Source organism: Streptomyces sp. NBC_00466, from assembly GCF_041433995.1.
Taxonomy (GTDB): domain Bacteria; phylum Actinomycetota; class Actinomycetes; order Streptomycetales; family Streptomycetaceae; genus Streptomyces.
The window spans coordinates 4,141,904-4,155,398 of record NZ_CP107896.1; the positions used below are offsets into that span (position 1 = coordinate 4,141,904).

Here is a 13,495-nt window from a genome sequence, read left to right on the forward strand (position 1 = left end):
TTACGTGTGCGATGCAGCTGGGGATACCGCGTCCTTGATGCACAGGCGCTGCGCCTATGGTTGCTCCAGCGCTCCGTCGGACCTACAGACCACCCTGCCCCTCGAAGGACAGCGATGCCCGCCGCCACCACCACAGCCGCCCCTTCCGGCACGAAATCCGGCACGAATTCCCGTAAGAAGAAAGGGCATCGCGCCAGGCTGATCGTGATCGTCGTGGTGCTGGCGCTCGTCGCGGGCATCGGGTACGGGGCGTACTGGGGTGTGAGCACCGTGCGGGCGTCCCTTCCGCAGACGACCGGTGAGATCAAGGTCCCCGGCCTCTCCGGCAACGTCGACGTCAAGCGGGACAGTTACGGCGTACCGCAGATCTACGCGGACACCGACGCCGACCTGTTCCGCGCGCAGGGCTACGTACAGGCCCAGGACCGCTTCTACGAGATGGACGTCCGGCGCCACATGACGTCCGGCCGGCTCTCCGAGATGTTCGGATCGGGCCAGGTCAAGACCGACTCCTTCCTGCGCACGCTCGGCTGGCACCGGGTCGCGCAGCAGGAGTACGACACCAAGCTGTCGCCGGAGACGAAGAAGAACCTCCAGGCGTACTCGGCCGGGGTCAACGCGTATCTGAAGGGCAAGGACGGCAAGCAGATCTCCGTCGAGTACGCGGCCCTGAACCTCACCAACGACTACAAGCCCGACGCCTGGACGCCGGTCGACTCGGTGGCCTGGCTCAAGGCGATGGCCTGGGACCTGCGCGGCAATATGCAGGACGAGATCGACCGTTCGCTGATGACCTCGCGGCTGAGCTCCCAGCAGATCAGCGACCTGTACCCGTCCTACCCGTACAGCCGGAACAAGCCGATCGTGCAGCAGGGCGGCATCGACCCGGTCACCGGGAAGTTCGACCAGAACGCGAAGCCGGGCGGCGCCGTGGGTGGTTCGGACACCGCGGGCGGCGCGGTGCAGGGCATGCAGTCGCAGCTCTCCTCGCTCTCGGACACCCTGGACAAGATCCCGACGCTGCTCGGCCCGAGCGGCAGCGGCATCGGCTCCAACTCCTGGGTCGTCTCCGGCGATCTGACGACCACGGGCAAACCGCTGCTGGCCAACGACCCGCACCTGGCGCCGCAACTGCCGTCCCTCTGGTACCAGATGGGCCTGCACTGCCGGACCGTCTCCAGCAGCTGCCACTACGACGCCGCTGGCTACACCTTCTCCGGTATGCCCGGCGTGGTCATCGGCCACAACCAGAACATCTCCTGGGGCTTCACCAACCTCGGCGCCGATGTCACCGACCTCTACCTGGAGAAGGTCAGCGGCAACGGCTATCTGTACAACGGCGAGGAGAAGCCCTTCAGGACCCGCGAGGAGACCATCAAGGTCGCCGGCGGCACGTCGCGGAAGATCGTCGTACGGGAGACGAACAACGGCCCGCTGGTCTCCGACCGGGACACCGAACTGGCGACGGTCGGCCAGAAGGCGCCCGTGACCTCGGCGGCCCCGGACCGCGGCGACGGCTACGCGGTGGCCCTCAAGTGGACCGCGCTCCAGCCGGGCAACTCGATGGACGCGGTCTTCGACCTGGACAAGGCCAAGGACTGGACCGGCTTCCGGGCCGCCGCCAAGAACTTCGACGTCCCCTCGCAGAACCTGATCTACGCCGACACCAAGGGCAACATCGGCTACCAGGCGCCCGGCTCCATCCCGATCCGCTCCAAGGGCGACGACGGCACGATGCCCGCTCCGGGCTGGGACCCCAAGTACGCCTGGAAGGGCACGATCCCCTTCGATCAGCTGCCCTACGAGTACAACCCGAAGCGCGGCTACATCGTCACCGCCAACCAGGCCGTGATCGACCCGAAGAAGTACCCGTACCTGATCACCGATGACTGGGGCTACGGCACCCGCAGCCGGCGGATCACCGACCTCATCGAGTCGAAGACCAAGGACGGCGGGAAGATCTCGACCGAGGACATGCAGAAGATGCAGCTGGACAACAGCAGCGAGATCGCCAAGCTGCTGACCCCGCTGCTGCTGAAGCTGAACATCAAGGACCCGTACGTCCGCCAGGCGCAGAAGCTTCTCGAAGGCTGGGACTACACCCAGGAGTCGGACTCGGCGGCGGCCGCGTACTTCAACGCGGTCTGGCGCAACGTCCTCAAGCTGGCCTTCGGCGACAAGCTGCCCAAGGAGCTGCGGGTGGAGGGCCAGTGCCTCAATGTGCCGCCCGCCGACAGCGCTGCGGGTCCCGCCGACAAACAGGACAATCTGGCACGGGAGTGCGGTGAGCGGTCGGCCGACTCGGCGCAGCCGGACGGCGGCGACCGCTGGTTCGAGGTCGTGCGCAAGCTGATCGACAAGCCGGACAGTGACTGGTGGAAGACGCCGAAGACCCGTCTCGACAAGGCCACCCACAACCGTGACGAGCTGCTCGGGCGGGCCATGAAGGACGCCCGCTGGGAGCTGACCGCCAAGCTCGGCAAGGACGTCGACACCTGGAACTGGGGCCGGCTGCACCAGCTGATGCTCAACAACCAGACGCTCGGCACCGACGGCCCCGACATCCTCAAGCGGGTGCTCAACCGCGGCCCGTTCAACCTGGGCGGCGGCGAGGCGGCGGTCGACGCCACCGGCTGGAACGCGGCCGGCGGGTACGGCGTCGTCTGGGTCCCCTCGATGCGGATGGTCGTGAACCTCAAGGACCTCGACAAGTCGCAGTGGATCAACCTGACCGGGGAGTCGGGGCACGCGTTCAGCGCGCACTACACCGACCAGACGGACAAGTGGGCCAACGGCGACCTGCTCAACTGGTCGTTCAGCAAGGGCGCCGTGGACAGGAGCACGGTCGACACCCTGGTGCTCAAGCCGTAGGCGGGGCGCCGGGCGCGATGCGAGTGGCCTGAGCCAGGGGGTCAGCCGCTGAACCGGCGGATCCCCTCCGGGGTCACCACCGCGTGTACGGGGTGGTCGTGCGGTTCCTCCGGGACCCGTGCGACCACCTCGTCGCCGTACAGCAGCACCACCAGGGCGGGGTGCGCGTCCGCCCGTGCGAGCCGGGCGAGCACCCGGTCGTAGCTGCCGCCGCCGCGGCCCAGCCGCATCCCGCGCCCGTCGACGGCCAGCCCGGGCAGGAGTACGGCGTCGGCATCGAGCACCGCGTGTACGCCGAGCCGTGCGCCGCCCGGCTCGCGGAGCCCGCGCCCGGCGGGCACCAGTGAGTCCGCGCCCTCGTACGCGCCCCAGTCGAGGTCGTTGTCGGGCAGCAGCACCGGCAGCAGCACCCGGACCCCGCGGGCGCGCAGCGCGTCCAGGAGCGGGCGGGTGCCCGGCTCGCGGCCGACCGAGACGTACGCCGCGACGGTGCGCGCCCGCGCGAGCTCCGGGAGTGCGACGGCGTGCCCGGCGATCACCGCGGCGGCCGATTGCGCGTCATCGGGGGACAGGAGGGCGCGTGCGGCCAGGAGTTGCCGCCGGAGAGATGCTTTGTCGAAGTTTGCGGGCACCATGGGAAGTTCGCAATCCTCTCGTTACCTCAGGTATGAGGATCTATTAACCGGAGCATCATCTTCCGCCTTGAAGTCAGCGGATATGGTGCTACGTATGACTCAGTTGCCACCCAGGATCAGCAAGGCTGTCATTCCGGCAGCAGGCCTCGGAACCCGGTTCCTGCCGGCCACCAAGGCCACTCCCAAAGAGATGCTGCCCGTGGTGGACAAGCCGGCCATCCAGTACGTCGTCGAGGAGGCCGTCTCGGCCGGTCTCTCTGACGTGCTCATGATCACCGGTCGTAACAAGCGTCCGCTGGAGGACCACTTCGACCGCAACTACGAGCTGGAGTCGGCGCTCACCCGCAAGGGCGACGCCGAGAAGCTCGCCAGGGTCCAGGAGTCCAGCGACCTCGCGACCATGCACTACGTCCGCCAGGGCGACCCCAGGGGACTGGGCCACGCCGTCCTGTGCGCGGCCCCGCACGTCGGCGACCAGCCCTTCGCGGTCCTGCTCGGCGACGACCTGATCGACCCGCGCGACCCGCTGCTGGCACGCATGGTGGAGGTCCAGGAGCGCGAGGGCGGCAGCGTGGTCGCCCTCATGGAGGTCGAGCCGGCCCAGATCCATCTGTACGGCTGCGCTGCCGTCGAGCCGACCGGGGAGTCGGACGTGGTCAAGGTCACCGACCTGGTGGAGAAGCCCGCGGTGGCCGACGCCCCCAGCAACCTCGCGATCATCGGCCGCTACGTCCTCGACCCCGCCGTCTTCGACATACTGCGCAAGACCGAGCCCGGCCGCGGCAACGAGATCCAGCTCACCGACGCCCTCCAGCACCTCGCCCACGACGAGAAGGCCGGCGGCCCGGTGCACGGTGTCGTCTTCAAGGGCCGCCGCTATGACACCGGCGACCGGGGCGACTATCTGCGTGCCATTGTCAGACTCGCATGCGAACGTGAGGACCTGGGCCCGGACTTCAAGGCCTGGCTTCGCCGTTATGTCACCGAGGAGATGTAGCACGTGAGCAACACCCCGATCTGGTCGGTGGACGAGCATCTGGCCGACATCCTCGCTGCGGTCCGCCCCCTCGAACCGATCGAGCTGCAACTGCCGGACGCACAGGGCTGCGTCCTCGTCGAGGACGTGGTGGTCGAGGTCTCGCTGCCGCCCTTCGACAACAGCTCGATGGACGGGTACGCGGTCCGCACGGTCGATGTCGAGGGTGCGAGCGAGGAGTTCCCCGCTGTCCTCACGGTCATCGGGGACGTGGCGGCCGGAATGGCCGAACTGCCCACGGTGGGGCCGGGCGAGGCCGCCCGCATCATGACGGGCGCCCCGCTGCCGCCCGGCGCGCAGGCCGTCGTACCGGTCGAGTGGACCGACGGCGGCACCGGCGGGGGAGCGGCCACCACCATGCGGGCCGCGAGCGGCGCACCCGAGGGCGCGAGCGGCGAGGTCCGCGTGCACCGCCCGGCCGAGCCGGGCGCACACGTCCGCGAGCGCGGCAGCGACGTCCGCTCCGGCGACCTCGCGCTCGAAGCGGGTACGGTGCTCGGCCCGCCGCAGATCGGGCTGCTCGCCGCGGTCGGCCGGGGCTCGGTGCGGGTCCGCCCGCGCCCGCGCGTCGTCGTGATGTCGACCGGCAGCGAGCTGACCCAGCCCGGCGAGGTGCTCGCCGAGGGCCAGATCTACGACTCCAACAGCTTCGCCCTGGCCGCCGCGGCCCGGGACGCGGGCGCCATCTCGTACCGCGTCGGAGCGGTCACCGACGACGCCGACGCACTGCGCGCCACCATCGAGGACCAGCTGGTCAGGGCCGACCTGCTGGTCACCACGGGGGGCGTCAGCGTCGGCGCGTACGACGTGGTGAAGGAGGCCCTGTCGTCCGTCGGCGACGAGGACGAGCACGGCAGCGGTATCGACTTCCGCAAGCTGGCGATGCAGCCGGGCAAGCCCCAGGGCTTCGGCTCGATCGGACCCGACCACACCCCGCTGCTCGCGCTCCCGGGCAACCCGGTCTCCAGCTATGTCTCGTTCGAGTTGTTCGTGCGCCCCGCGATCCGGGCCCTGATGGGCATAAGGGACGTCCGCCGTCCGACGGTCCGCGCCACTCTGGAGACCGCCGATGCGATCAGCTCGCCGGCCGGACGGCGCCAGTTCCTGCGCGGCCGGTACGACGCGGAGAAGAGGACCGTCGCCACCGTCGGGGGCTCCGGTTCGCATCTGATCGCGGCTCTCGCCCATGCCGACTGCCTGCTCGTGATCCCCGAGGAGACCGCCGTGGTCGAGTCCGGCACGGAGGTCGAAGTGGTCCTCCTGGGCTGAGGACGGCGCTGTGGCGGTACCGTGTCTGACCACACAGGCCTGACCGGGAGCACCACAGCAATGAGTACGCAGCAAGGGCTCACGCACATCGACGAGGTGGGTGCGGCCCGCATGGTCGACGTCTCGGAGAAGGACGTCACCGCACGCACCGCACGCGCCGCCGGACGGGTTCTCGTCTCGCCGCGCGTCGTGGAACTGCTCAGGGGCGAGGGCGTTCCCAAGGGAGACGCCCTGGCCACCGCCCGGATCGCGGGCATCATGGGCGCCAAGCGCACCCCCGATCTGATCCCGCTCTGCCACCCGCTGGCGGTCTCCGGGGTGAAGCTCGACCTGACCGTCGCCGACGACGCGGTCGAGATCCTCGCCACCGTGAAGACCACCGACAGGACCGGCGTCGAGATGGAGGCGCTGACCGCCGTCACCGTCGCCGCGCTCACCGTGATCGACATGGTGAAGGCGGTCGACAAGGGAGCGGTCATCACCGACGTCCGGGTCGAGGAGAAGACGGGCGGCAAGTCCGGCACGTACCGCCGCCTGGACCCGGAGGAGACCGGAGCATGACGACGCCGACCACCCCGCCCACGGCACGGGCGTACACCGCGCTCGTCGTGACGGCGTCGAACCGCGCGTCGGCCGGGGTCTACGCGGACCGGGGCGGCCCGCTCATCGCCGAGGCACTCACCGGACTCGGCTTCACGGTCGAAGGACCGCGGGTCGTCCCGGACGGCGACCCGGTCGAGCAGGCGCTGCGCGACGGGGTCGCGGCGGCGTACGACGTCATCGTCACCACCGGCGGTACGGGCATCTCGCCCACCGACCGCACCCCCGACGCGACCCTGCGCGTCCTCGACCGCGAGATCCCGGGCATCCCGGAGGCGATCCGGGCCGAGGGCCTGGCCAAGGTCCCGACCGCGGCACTCTCACGGGGCGTTGCCGGGCTGGCCGGCACGACCCTCGTCGTCAACCTCCCCGGCTCGACCGGCGGGGTCCGCGACGGACTCGCCGTGCTCGGCCGGCTGCTGGTGCACGCCGTGGACCAGATCCGGGGCGGCGACCACCCCAGACCCGCCGGGAGCATGAGCTGAACCTCTCACCGTGGCCCGTGGAACTGGCAGAAGGCCCCGTCGCCCTGCGCCCCATAAAACTGCGGGACCAGAAGGTCTGGCGCGAGGTGAACCGGCGCAACCGCGACTGGCTGCGCCCCTGGGAGGCGACCGTTCCGCCGCCCGCACCCGGCGGCCCGGTCGCACAGCGCCCCACCTACCGGCAGATGGTCCGCCACCTTCGCTCGGAGGCGCACGCCGGGCGGATGCTGCCCTTCGTGATCGAGTACCAGGGGCGGCTGGTCGGGCAGCTCACCGTGGCCGGGATCACCTGGGGCTCGATGTGCTCGGGCCACGTCGGTTACTGGGTCGACCGGGAGGTCGCCGGGCGGGGCGTCATGCCGACCGCGGTGGCGCTCGCCGTCGACCACTGTTTCCGTACCGTCGGCATGCACCGCATGGAGGTCTGCATTCGCCCGGAGAACGAACCGAGCCGGCGGGTCGTGGAGAAACTCGGATTCCGCGAGGAGGGGCTGCGCCCGCGTTATCTGCACATCGACGGGGGCTGGCGTGACCATCTGGTCTTCGCGCTGACCGCCGAAGAAGTCCCTGACGGCCTGCTCAACAGATGGCGCCGGGCGCGTCCGGGGACGACACCGAAGCTGCCGTGAGGCTGTTCGCGAGCTGCCCCCGGGGTGCCCGGAGGAGTGTTCAGGGAGTGTTCGGGGCGCGGTCCGGAAGCCGTCGGAAGACCCGGTAAATAAAATAAGTGTTCGAAATAGGTGCCCAATCGGGCATCATCCGAAGTGAACACGCCCACATTCGGAGACTGTTGATCCGAACAATCACAAAAAAAGTTCGAGATATCAGCCGGATCGTGCGACACACCGGGCGAATTGGCAGATGGCCCCATGCGGACCCCTCTACGGTGTGAGGGTGAGCAGTAGTGGCCTCATCTACGCAGTCATCGTCGGGGCCTGGGCCGCCTACTTGGTGCCGATGTGGCTCCGCAGGCAGGACGAGCTGAACGAGGCCCGTCCTACGGAACGCTTCAGCACTGCCATCCGGTTGCTGTCCGGACGGGCGGGAATGGAGCGCCGGTACGCCAGGGAGCTTCAGGAGCGCGCAGCCGGTGAAGGTGTTCCCGACGATGCGGTGCCGGACAGTGCGACGGACTCCCCGAGTTCCGTCGACGTCCGGTCCTTCGCCATGTCCTCCGATGACCCGGTCGGCCCGGCGGCCCGCCAGGAGCGGCCCGCCCGGAAGGCGCGCCGTGCCGGACCCGCCGACGGCCCGGCCGCCGAGCGCGCCCGGCGCCTGAAGGTACTCGCGCGCCGCAGACGCACCACCGTGCTGCTCTTCGTGGCGTTCACCCTCGGCGCGATCGTCGCCGCGGTCGGCGGCCTGGGCTTCCTCTGGGCGCCCGCCGCGCCCGCGGTGCTGCTGAGCACGTACATCGTGTACCTGAGGACCCATGAGCGGCGCCGCTTCGCCTTCACGATGGACCGGCGCAGGGCCGAGGCCGCCGCGCAGCGGCTGCGCGAGAACCGACCCCGCCGCCCCGGCGCGGGTGCGGCCGAGCAGCGCGCGGACACCAGCGCGCGCCACCCCGAGCCCGAGCCCGCCCCGGCCGTCTCCGCGCAGGAGGCCGGCCGCCGGGCCCTGGTCGAGCAGACGGATCACGCGGAGTGGGTCGACCAGCAGCGCGAGCGCGGCCGGGGCCGGGGTGACAGCTGGGAGCCCGTCCCGGTGCCGCTGCCGACGTACGTCACCGCCCCGGTCGCGCCCCGTGCGCCGGGCAGTATCGACCTCGGAGCCCCCGACACATGGAGCTCGGCCCGCTCGTCCAGCGTGCCCGAGCCGGCAGCCGACGATCCCCAGGACCCTGCCGCCGACCCGGCCCCCGCCCGGGACCGGCAGAACCCGGCGGCCCGCCGTCCCCGCGAGCGCGGGCGCACGCCGCTCTTCGACCAGTACGAGGACGAGGACCGGCCGCGCGCGGCCAATGAGTGACCGGCCGGGACGGGCATCCGTGACCAGCGGGGGAGCGGATTTCCGAGCACCCCGGCAGGGGTGCTAAAGTTTCACTCGTTGCAAGGGCCTGTGGCGCAGTCTGGTAGCGCACCTCGTTCGCATCGAGGGGGTCTGGGGTTCAAATCCCCACAGGTCCACCGCAAGGGCCGTCTCCGGGTTCGTCCCGGAACGGTTCATGAAATCCCGGTCAGACGGTTTCCGTCCGGCCGGGATTTCGTCGTTTGTGGCGCCGGTCGGGTCAGAGCGCTGGGCTCATTCGCCACGGTCTTCCATGATTTTGCTGATCTCTGCCAACTGGCTGGGCGACAGAGGCCCGTGCGCCATGGCGCCGGCGTTCTCCTGGGCCTGGGCCACGGTGCGGAAGCCCGGGATCGGGATGGTGTACGGGCTGCGCGCCCACAGCCAGCCGAGCGCGCCCTGGGCCAGGGTGCGACCGCCGCTGGTGAGCACCTCGCGCACCTCGCGCAGCACCGCGGCAGTTCCGGGTGCCGCGTCACCGATGTGCAGCTGGTAAAGGTCGAGGTAGTCGGTGCCCAGGCGGCGCAGCGAAGCGGTGAGCGCGGTGCGCACGTACTCCGGCGAGGTGTCGGTACCGGTGAGCGTGCGGGGTGGCCTCGTCGTAGGTGTTGCCCCACTTCGAGGCGAGTACCACCCGGTCACGCCGGCCGGCGACCGCGCGGCCGAGGACGCGCTCGCTGTGCCCGGTCCCGTACAGGTCGGCTGTGTCGAAGAAGGTCACCCCCAGCTCGACAGCACGCCGGATCGCGCGCACGGACTCCTCGTCGTCGACCTTGCCCCATCCCAACGGGCTGCCGCCGCCATCCTGGAACTCTCCGCCGATCGCCCAGCAGCCAAAACCGAGCGCGCTGACCTCGGTCCCGCCACCTGCCATGACCCGCTTCATCAAGATCTCGCTCCTGTCTCCGTCAGATGTGGCGCCGACGATAAGAGTTGGAGCGCACGTGAGGTCAAGCACGCGGACCCGCGCACCGACTCCGCTGATGGCCTCCGGCCACAGCGGTGCGGTGAACGGGCCGTGCTGCGAGGCGAGTCCGGGGAGTTCGTCGGCGGTGGGGCGGCCCTCGGGGTCCTTGCCGAGGCAGGCCGCAACCGTCCCGGTTTCGGGTGAACTCGCTGCGCTTCCACTGGCGTTGACAGAGTCGCCGGCCCTCGGCCCGGTCGTCGGTGTCGCCCGCCGCCGGCTCGCGGGCATCGGCGACGTCGATCTCGACGAGACCGCTACGACTGCTGACGGGGCGCGCCGCCGGGCGGTCCCGACTACCGTGGGGGCCAAGCGATCCCAGCGATCCCAGTGACTCGAACATCCGAGGAGCGTTCCTTGACCGCCGACAGTGACAAGCCTCTGATCGACACCAGCAGGCCGCACCCGGCGCGCGTCTACGACTGGCTCCTCGGCGGCAAGGACAACTACCCGGTCGATCAGCAGGTCGGCGAGAAACTGCCGCCGGAGGCGCGTGCCAACGCGGCGCGGAACCGGGCCTTCATGCACCGTGCGGCCGGGTGGCTGGCGCGGAACGGGGTGGACCAGTTCCTCGACGTCGGTACGGGCATTCCGACCGCGCCCAATCTGCACCAGGTGGTCCAGGCGGTCAGGCCCGCCGCCCGTGTCGTCTACGCGGACAATGACCCGATCGTGCTGCGCCACGCGGAGGCCCTGCTGATCAGCAGCCCGGAGGGCGCCACCGACTACATCCACGCCGATGTGCGCGAGCCGGAGCTGATTCTCGGCCGCGCCCGTGAACTGCTGGACTTCGAGCGGCCGGTCGCCCTGTCGCTCATCGCGCTGATGCACTTCCTGCCCGACGACCAGGATCCGTACGGCATCACCCGCACCCTGGTGGACGCCCTGCCGTCCGGCAGCTCCCTGGTCCTCTCGCACGGTACGGCGGACCAGCATCCGGAGCTGGAGGACGAGACCAGGACTGCGTACCGCAACGGCGCCATCCCGCTGCGGATGCGCACCCGGGCGGAGGTCGAGCCGTTCTTCGACGGGCTCGGTCTCGTCGCGCCGGGGCTGGTGACCGCGACCGAGTGGTACCAGGACGGGCCCGCGCCCGAGAAGGAGCGGAGCGGGTTCTATGTGGGGGTCGCCCGGAAGCACTGAGCGCCGGCCGGCCGGTTCCGTATGGGGCGCGGGTCACCCGGAGGTACGGGTCACCACTGGGGTGCGGTTCACCACGGGGTTGCGGTTCACCCGGCGGGCGGGGTGAGCGGCTTCGCGAAGCAGCGGCTGTTCTCGTACTCCCGGTAGTGGCCGAAGCCCGGGCAGGGCGTGTAGCCGCTCGACGTGTACAGCGCTATCGCCTCGGGCTGCCGGTTGCCGGTCTCCAGCACCATGCGGGTCCGGCCGGCCGCACGGGCGCTCTCCTCCAGGGCGGCGAGGATCCGGCGGGCCAGACCCAGCCCCCGCGCCTCGCGGACCACGTACATCCGCTTCAGCTCTGCGTCGCCTGTCGAGTACCCCTCGGCACCGGCCGCGTCCTGGTTGCGCCAGCCGCCGCTGGCCACCGGGCCGTCGTTCTCGTCGTACGCCAGGAGGTAGAGCCCGGCGGGCGGGTCGAACATCGTGGCGTCGAGCGGGGTGACGTCGCCGTCGTCGCCGTAGCGCTCGGCGTATTCGAGCTGGACCTGGTCGTTGAGCTTGACCGCGTCGGGGTGGTCGTAACGGACCGGCCGGATATTCATGCGGAGAATGGTACATCTATACGGCAATAAGGGTCGAAGACCGGGGGTCGGTAAAGTGCCCTGATGCTCACTGTGACAACCGTAAACGTGAACGGGCTGCGCGCCGCCGCCAGGAAGGGCTTCGTCGAGTGGCTGGCGCAGACCGACGCCGATGTGATCTGCCTCCAGGAGGTACGGGCCGAGCCCGGCCAGCTGACCCAGGAGGTCCGCGAGCCGGAGGGCTGGTTCACCGTGCACGCCCCGGCGGCCGCCAAGGGGCGTGCGGGTGTCTCGCTGTACTCCCGGCGTGAGCCGGAGCGGGTACAGATCGGATTCGGCAGCACCGAGTTCGACGGCAGCGGACGGTACGCCGAGATCGACCTGCCCGGTGTGACGGTCGCGAGTCTCTATCTGCCGTCCGGCGAGGTCGGCACGGAGCGGCAGGACGAGAAGCTGCGGTTCATGGCGGAGTTCCTGCCGTACCTCCAGGGGCTCAGGGAGCGGGCGGCGGCCGACGGCCGCGAGGTCGTGGTCTGCGGGGACTGGAACATCGCCCACCAGGAGGCCGACCTCAAGAACTGGAAGGGCAACAAGAAGAACTCCGGCTTCCTGCCCGAGGAGCGGGAGTGGCTGACGAGCGTCTTCGCCGGGGACGGCGCGGGCTACGTCGACGTGGTGCGCGGGCTGCACCCGGACGTGGAGGGCCCCTACTCGTGGTGGTCCTACCGGGGGCGGGCCTTCGACAACGACTCGGGCTGGCGCATCGACTACCAGGTGGCGACCCCCGGGCTGGCCGCGAAGGCGGTCAAGGCGTGGGTCGAGCGTGCCGCCACGCACGACGAGCGCTGGAGTGACCACGCGCCGGTGACGGCCGTCTTCGACCTGTAGGGCGCAGCGGCCGCGAGCCCTGCCCGCCTGCCGTCCGGGCGGACGGCAGGCGGGCAGGGCCGGGGCCTCAGTCCTGATGAACGACGTTCGTGCCGGAGCCGCCCGAGAGGGTGTCCTTGCCGGGGCCGCCGTACAGCTCGTCGTTGCCGCTGTTGCCGTACAGGGTGTCGTCCCCGCTGTTGCCGTACAGGATGTCGTCGCCCTTGCCGCCGTACAGGAAGTCGTTCCCCGTGCCGCCGTAGAGCCGGTCGTTCCCGTCGTCGCCCGAGAGATTCTGGCTGCCCGCGCCGCCGTGGATCACGTCGTTGCCGGCGCCGCCCGTCACGGAGCTACCGTCGCCGTCCGCGTAGACCGTGTCGTCGCCCGCACCGCCCTGTACGACGGCCCCGCCGCCCGTGGCGTGCACCGTGTCGGCGCCGTCGCCGCCCAGAACCACCGCGTCGGCGCCCACAGTGAGGTCGTCGTCGCCCGCGCCGCCGAGGACGGAGTTGCCGTCGACGCCACCGGTGTCGGTCAGCTTGTCCGCACCATCCCCGAGGTCGACCGAGGCGAAGTTGTAGGTCTGGCCGGTGGCGTTGTCGTAGGTGAGGACATCGTTGCCGTCGCCGAGTTCGATCTTCAGGCTCGCGTACGGGTCCTGGCTGTCCACGGTGGTGACCGTGCAGCGGACCTTCGTCCGGTCCGCGCTGTCCGGGTACGCGCATCCGGTCCCGGCGTCGATCGGGACGGCGTCGTCGATGACGTAGGTGATGTCGGCCGAGCCGGCGGCCTTCGACGCGGTGACGGCCGCCTTGTTGGTCTGGCCCGCGGCGGCGGCGTAACGGACGGTCCGCCCGGTGTCGTCGAGTCCTGCGCTCGCCGCCGGGGTGGCGGCACCGGCCGGACCGGCGAGGAGCAGGGGAGCGGTGAGGCCGGCGCCGATGGCCAGCGTCAGCGCCGACGCGGCGCGTATCGTCCGGCGGCCGGTGAGGCGGGTGGGCCGGGTTGGCTGAGTGGGCATGGTGTGACCTCCGTGCGCGGTATGTGATCCGACA

General features: G+C 70.5%; 13 protein-coding genes, 1 tRNA gene and 1 pseudogene. 11 read left to right on the plus strand and 4 right to left on the minus strand.

All coding sequences use genetic code 11. The annotated features are described in order from the left end of the window. Window positions 1-114 precede the first annotated feature (114 nt). A complete protein-coding gene (locus OG210_RS18600; protein WP_328327543.1) occupies window positions 115-2,871 on the plus strand; it encodes a penicillin acylase family protein in 2,757 nt (918 codons plus the stop codon). A gap of 41 nt (window positions 2,872-2,912) precedes the next feature. Here OG210_RS18600 and OG210_RS18605 read toward each other — a convergent pair whose 3' ends face one another. Further along, window positions 2,913-3,506 carry a 5-formyltetrahydrofolate cyclo-ligase gene (locus OG210_RS18605; RefSeq protein WP_328327541.1) on the minus strand — a complete coding sequence of 198 codons (594 nt, stop codon included), beginning with the start codon at window positions 3,504-3,506 and terminating at the stop codon, window positions 2,913-2,915. A gap of 94 nt (window positions 3,507-3,600) precedes the next feature. On the opposite strand from OG210_RS18605, the gene galU reads away from it, so the two are divergent. From galU to OG210_RS18640, 7 genes are all read left to right on the plus strand, one after another. After that, entirely contained in the window at window positions 3,601-4,503 is a 903-nt protein-coding gene (galU, locus tag OG210_RS18610; protein ID WP_328327539.1) for a UTP--glucose-1-phosphate uridylyltransferase GalU, read from the plus strand. A 3-nt stretch (window positions 4,504-4,506) separates the two neighbouring features. Further along, window positions 4,507-5,811, plus strand: a complete 1,305-nt coding sequence (glp, locus tag OG210_RS18615; RefSeq protein WP_328327537.1) for a gephyrin-like molybdotransferase Glp — start codon at window positions 4,507-4,509, stop codon at window positions 5,809-5,811. Window positions 5,812-5,871: 60 nt separating this feature from the next. Continuing rightward, window positions 5,872-6,372: a cyclic pyranopterin monophosphate synthase MoaC gene (moaC, locus tag OG210_RS18620; protein ID WP_328327535.1), complete on the plus strand. Its 501-nt coding sequence runs from the start codon at window positions 5,872-5,874 to the stop codon at window positions 6,370-6,372. Further along, window positions 6,369-6,896: a MogA/MoaB family molybdenum cofactor biosynthesis protein gene (locus OG210_RS18625; protein WP_328327533.1), complete on the plus strand. Its 528-nt coding sequence runs from the start codon at window positions 6,369-6,371 to the stop codon at window positions 6,894-6,896. Before moaC ends, OG210_RS18625 begins: the two co-directional genes overlap by 4 nt. A 17-nt stretch (window positions 6,897-6,913) precedes the next feature. Next, a complete protein-coding gene (locus OG210_RS18630; protein ID WP_328327531.1) occupies window positions 6,914-7,525 on the plus strand; it encodes a GNAT family protein in 612 nt (203 codons plus the stop codon). Between the two features lie 265 nt (window positions 7,526-7,790). Further along, complete coding sequence (locus tag OG210_RS18635; protein WP_371537761.1) at window positions 7,791-8,867, plus strand: hypothetical protein; 1,077 nt, start codon at window positions 7,791-7,793, stop codon at window positions 8,865-8,867. Between the two features lie 84 nt (window positions 8,868-8,951). Then, a tRNA-Ala gene (locus tag OG210_RS18640) sits at window positions 8,952-9,025 on the plus strand. 115 nt (window positions 9,026-9,140) lie between these two features. On the opposite strand, the pseudogene OG210_RS18645 reads toward OG210_RS18640, so the two are convergent. After that, window positions 9,141-9,792 (minus strand): annotated as a pseudogene (locus tag OG210_RS18645) (aldo/keto reductase). A gap of 247 nt (window positions 9,793-10,039) precedes the next feature. On the opposite strand from OG210_RS18645, the gene OG210_RS18650 reads away from it, so the two are divergent. Together OG210_RS18650 and OG210_RS18655 are read left to right on the plus strand one after the other, a co-directional pair. Beyond that, window positions 10,040-10,204 (plus strand): hypothetical protein, encoded by a 165-nt coding sequence (locus OG210_RS18650; protein WP_371537764.1) that lies wholly within the window; start codon window positions 10,040-10,042, stop codon window positions 10,202-10,204. Between the two features lie 23 nt (window positions 10,205-10,227). Next, on the plus strand, window positions 10,228-11,013 hold the full coding sequence (locus OG210_RS18655; RefSeq protein ID WP_328327527.1) for an SAM-dependent methyltransferase: 786 nt from the start codon (window positions 10,228-10,230) through the stop codon (window positions 11,011-11,013). A gap of 86 nt (window positions 11,014-11,099) precedes the next feature. Here OG210_RS18655 and OG210_RS18660 read toward each other — a convergent pair whose 3' ends face one another. Further along, entirely contained in the window at window positions 11,100-11,594 is a 495-nt protein-coding gene (locus OG210_RS18660; RefSeq protein ID WP_328327525.1) for a GNAT family N-acetyltransferase, read from the minus strand. 63 nt (window positions 11,595-11,657) lie between these two features. Between OG210_RS18660 and OG210_RS18665 the strand changes: the two genes are divergently transcribed. Continuing rightward, window positions 11,658-12,461, plus strand: coding sequence for an exodeoxyribonuclease III (locus OG210_RS18665; protein ID WP_328327523.1), 804 nt, complete (start codon window positions 11,658-11,660; stop codon window positions 12,459-12,461). 67 nt (window positions 12,462-12,528) lie between these two features. On the opposite strand, the gene OG210_RS18670 is transcribed toward OG210_RS18665, so the two are convergent. Continuing rightward, window positions 12,529-13,461 (minus strand): calcium-binding protein, encoded by a 933-nt coding sequence (locus OG210_RS18670; protein ID WP_328327521.1) that lies wholly within the window; start codon window positions 13,459-13,461, stop codon window positions 12,529-12,531. Between the last annotated feature and the right edge of the window lie 34 nt (window positions 13,462-13,495).

Coding starts and splice junctions, on each gene's coding strand:
- moaC (WP_328327535.1), top strand. CDS start 5,872: ATGAGTACGCAGCAAGGGCTCACGCACATCGACGAGGTGGGTGCGGCC.
- OG210_RS18660 (WP_328327525.1), bottom strand. CDS start 11,594: ATGAATATCCGGCCGGTCCGTTACGACCACCCCGACGCGGTCAAGCTC.
- OG210_RS18605 (WP_328327541.1), bottom strand. CDS start 3,506: ATGGTGCCCGCAAACTTCGACAAAGCATCTCTCCGGCGGCAACTCCTG.
- OG210_RS18600 (WP_328327543.1), top strand. CDS start 115: ATGCCCGCCGCCACCACCACAGCCGCCCCTTCCGGCACGAAATCCGGC.
- OG210_RS18625 (WP_328327533.1), top strand. CDS start 6,369: ATGACGACGCCGACCACCCCGCCCACGGCACGGGCGTACACCGCGCTC.
- OG210_RS18665 (WP_328327523.1), top strand. CDS start 11,658: ATGCTCACTGTGACAACCGTAAACGTGAACGGGCTGCGCGCCGCCGCC.
- OG210_RS18670 (WP_328327521.1), bottom strand. CDS start 13,461: ATGCCCACTCAGCCAACCCGGCCCACCCGCCTCACCGGCCGCCGGACG.
- galU (WP_328327539.1), top strand. CDS start 3,601: ATGACTCAGTTGCCACCCAGGATCAGCAAGGCTGTCATTCCGGCAGCA.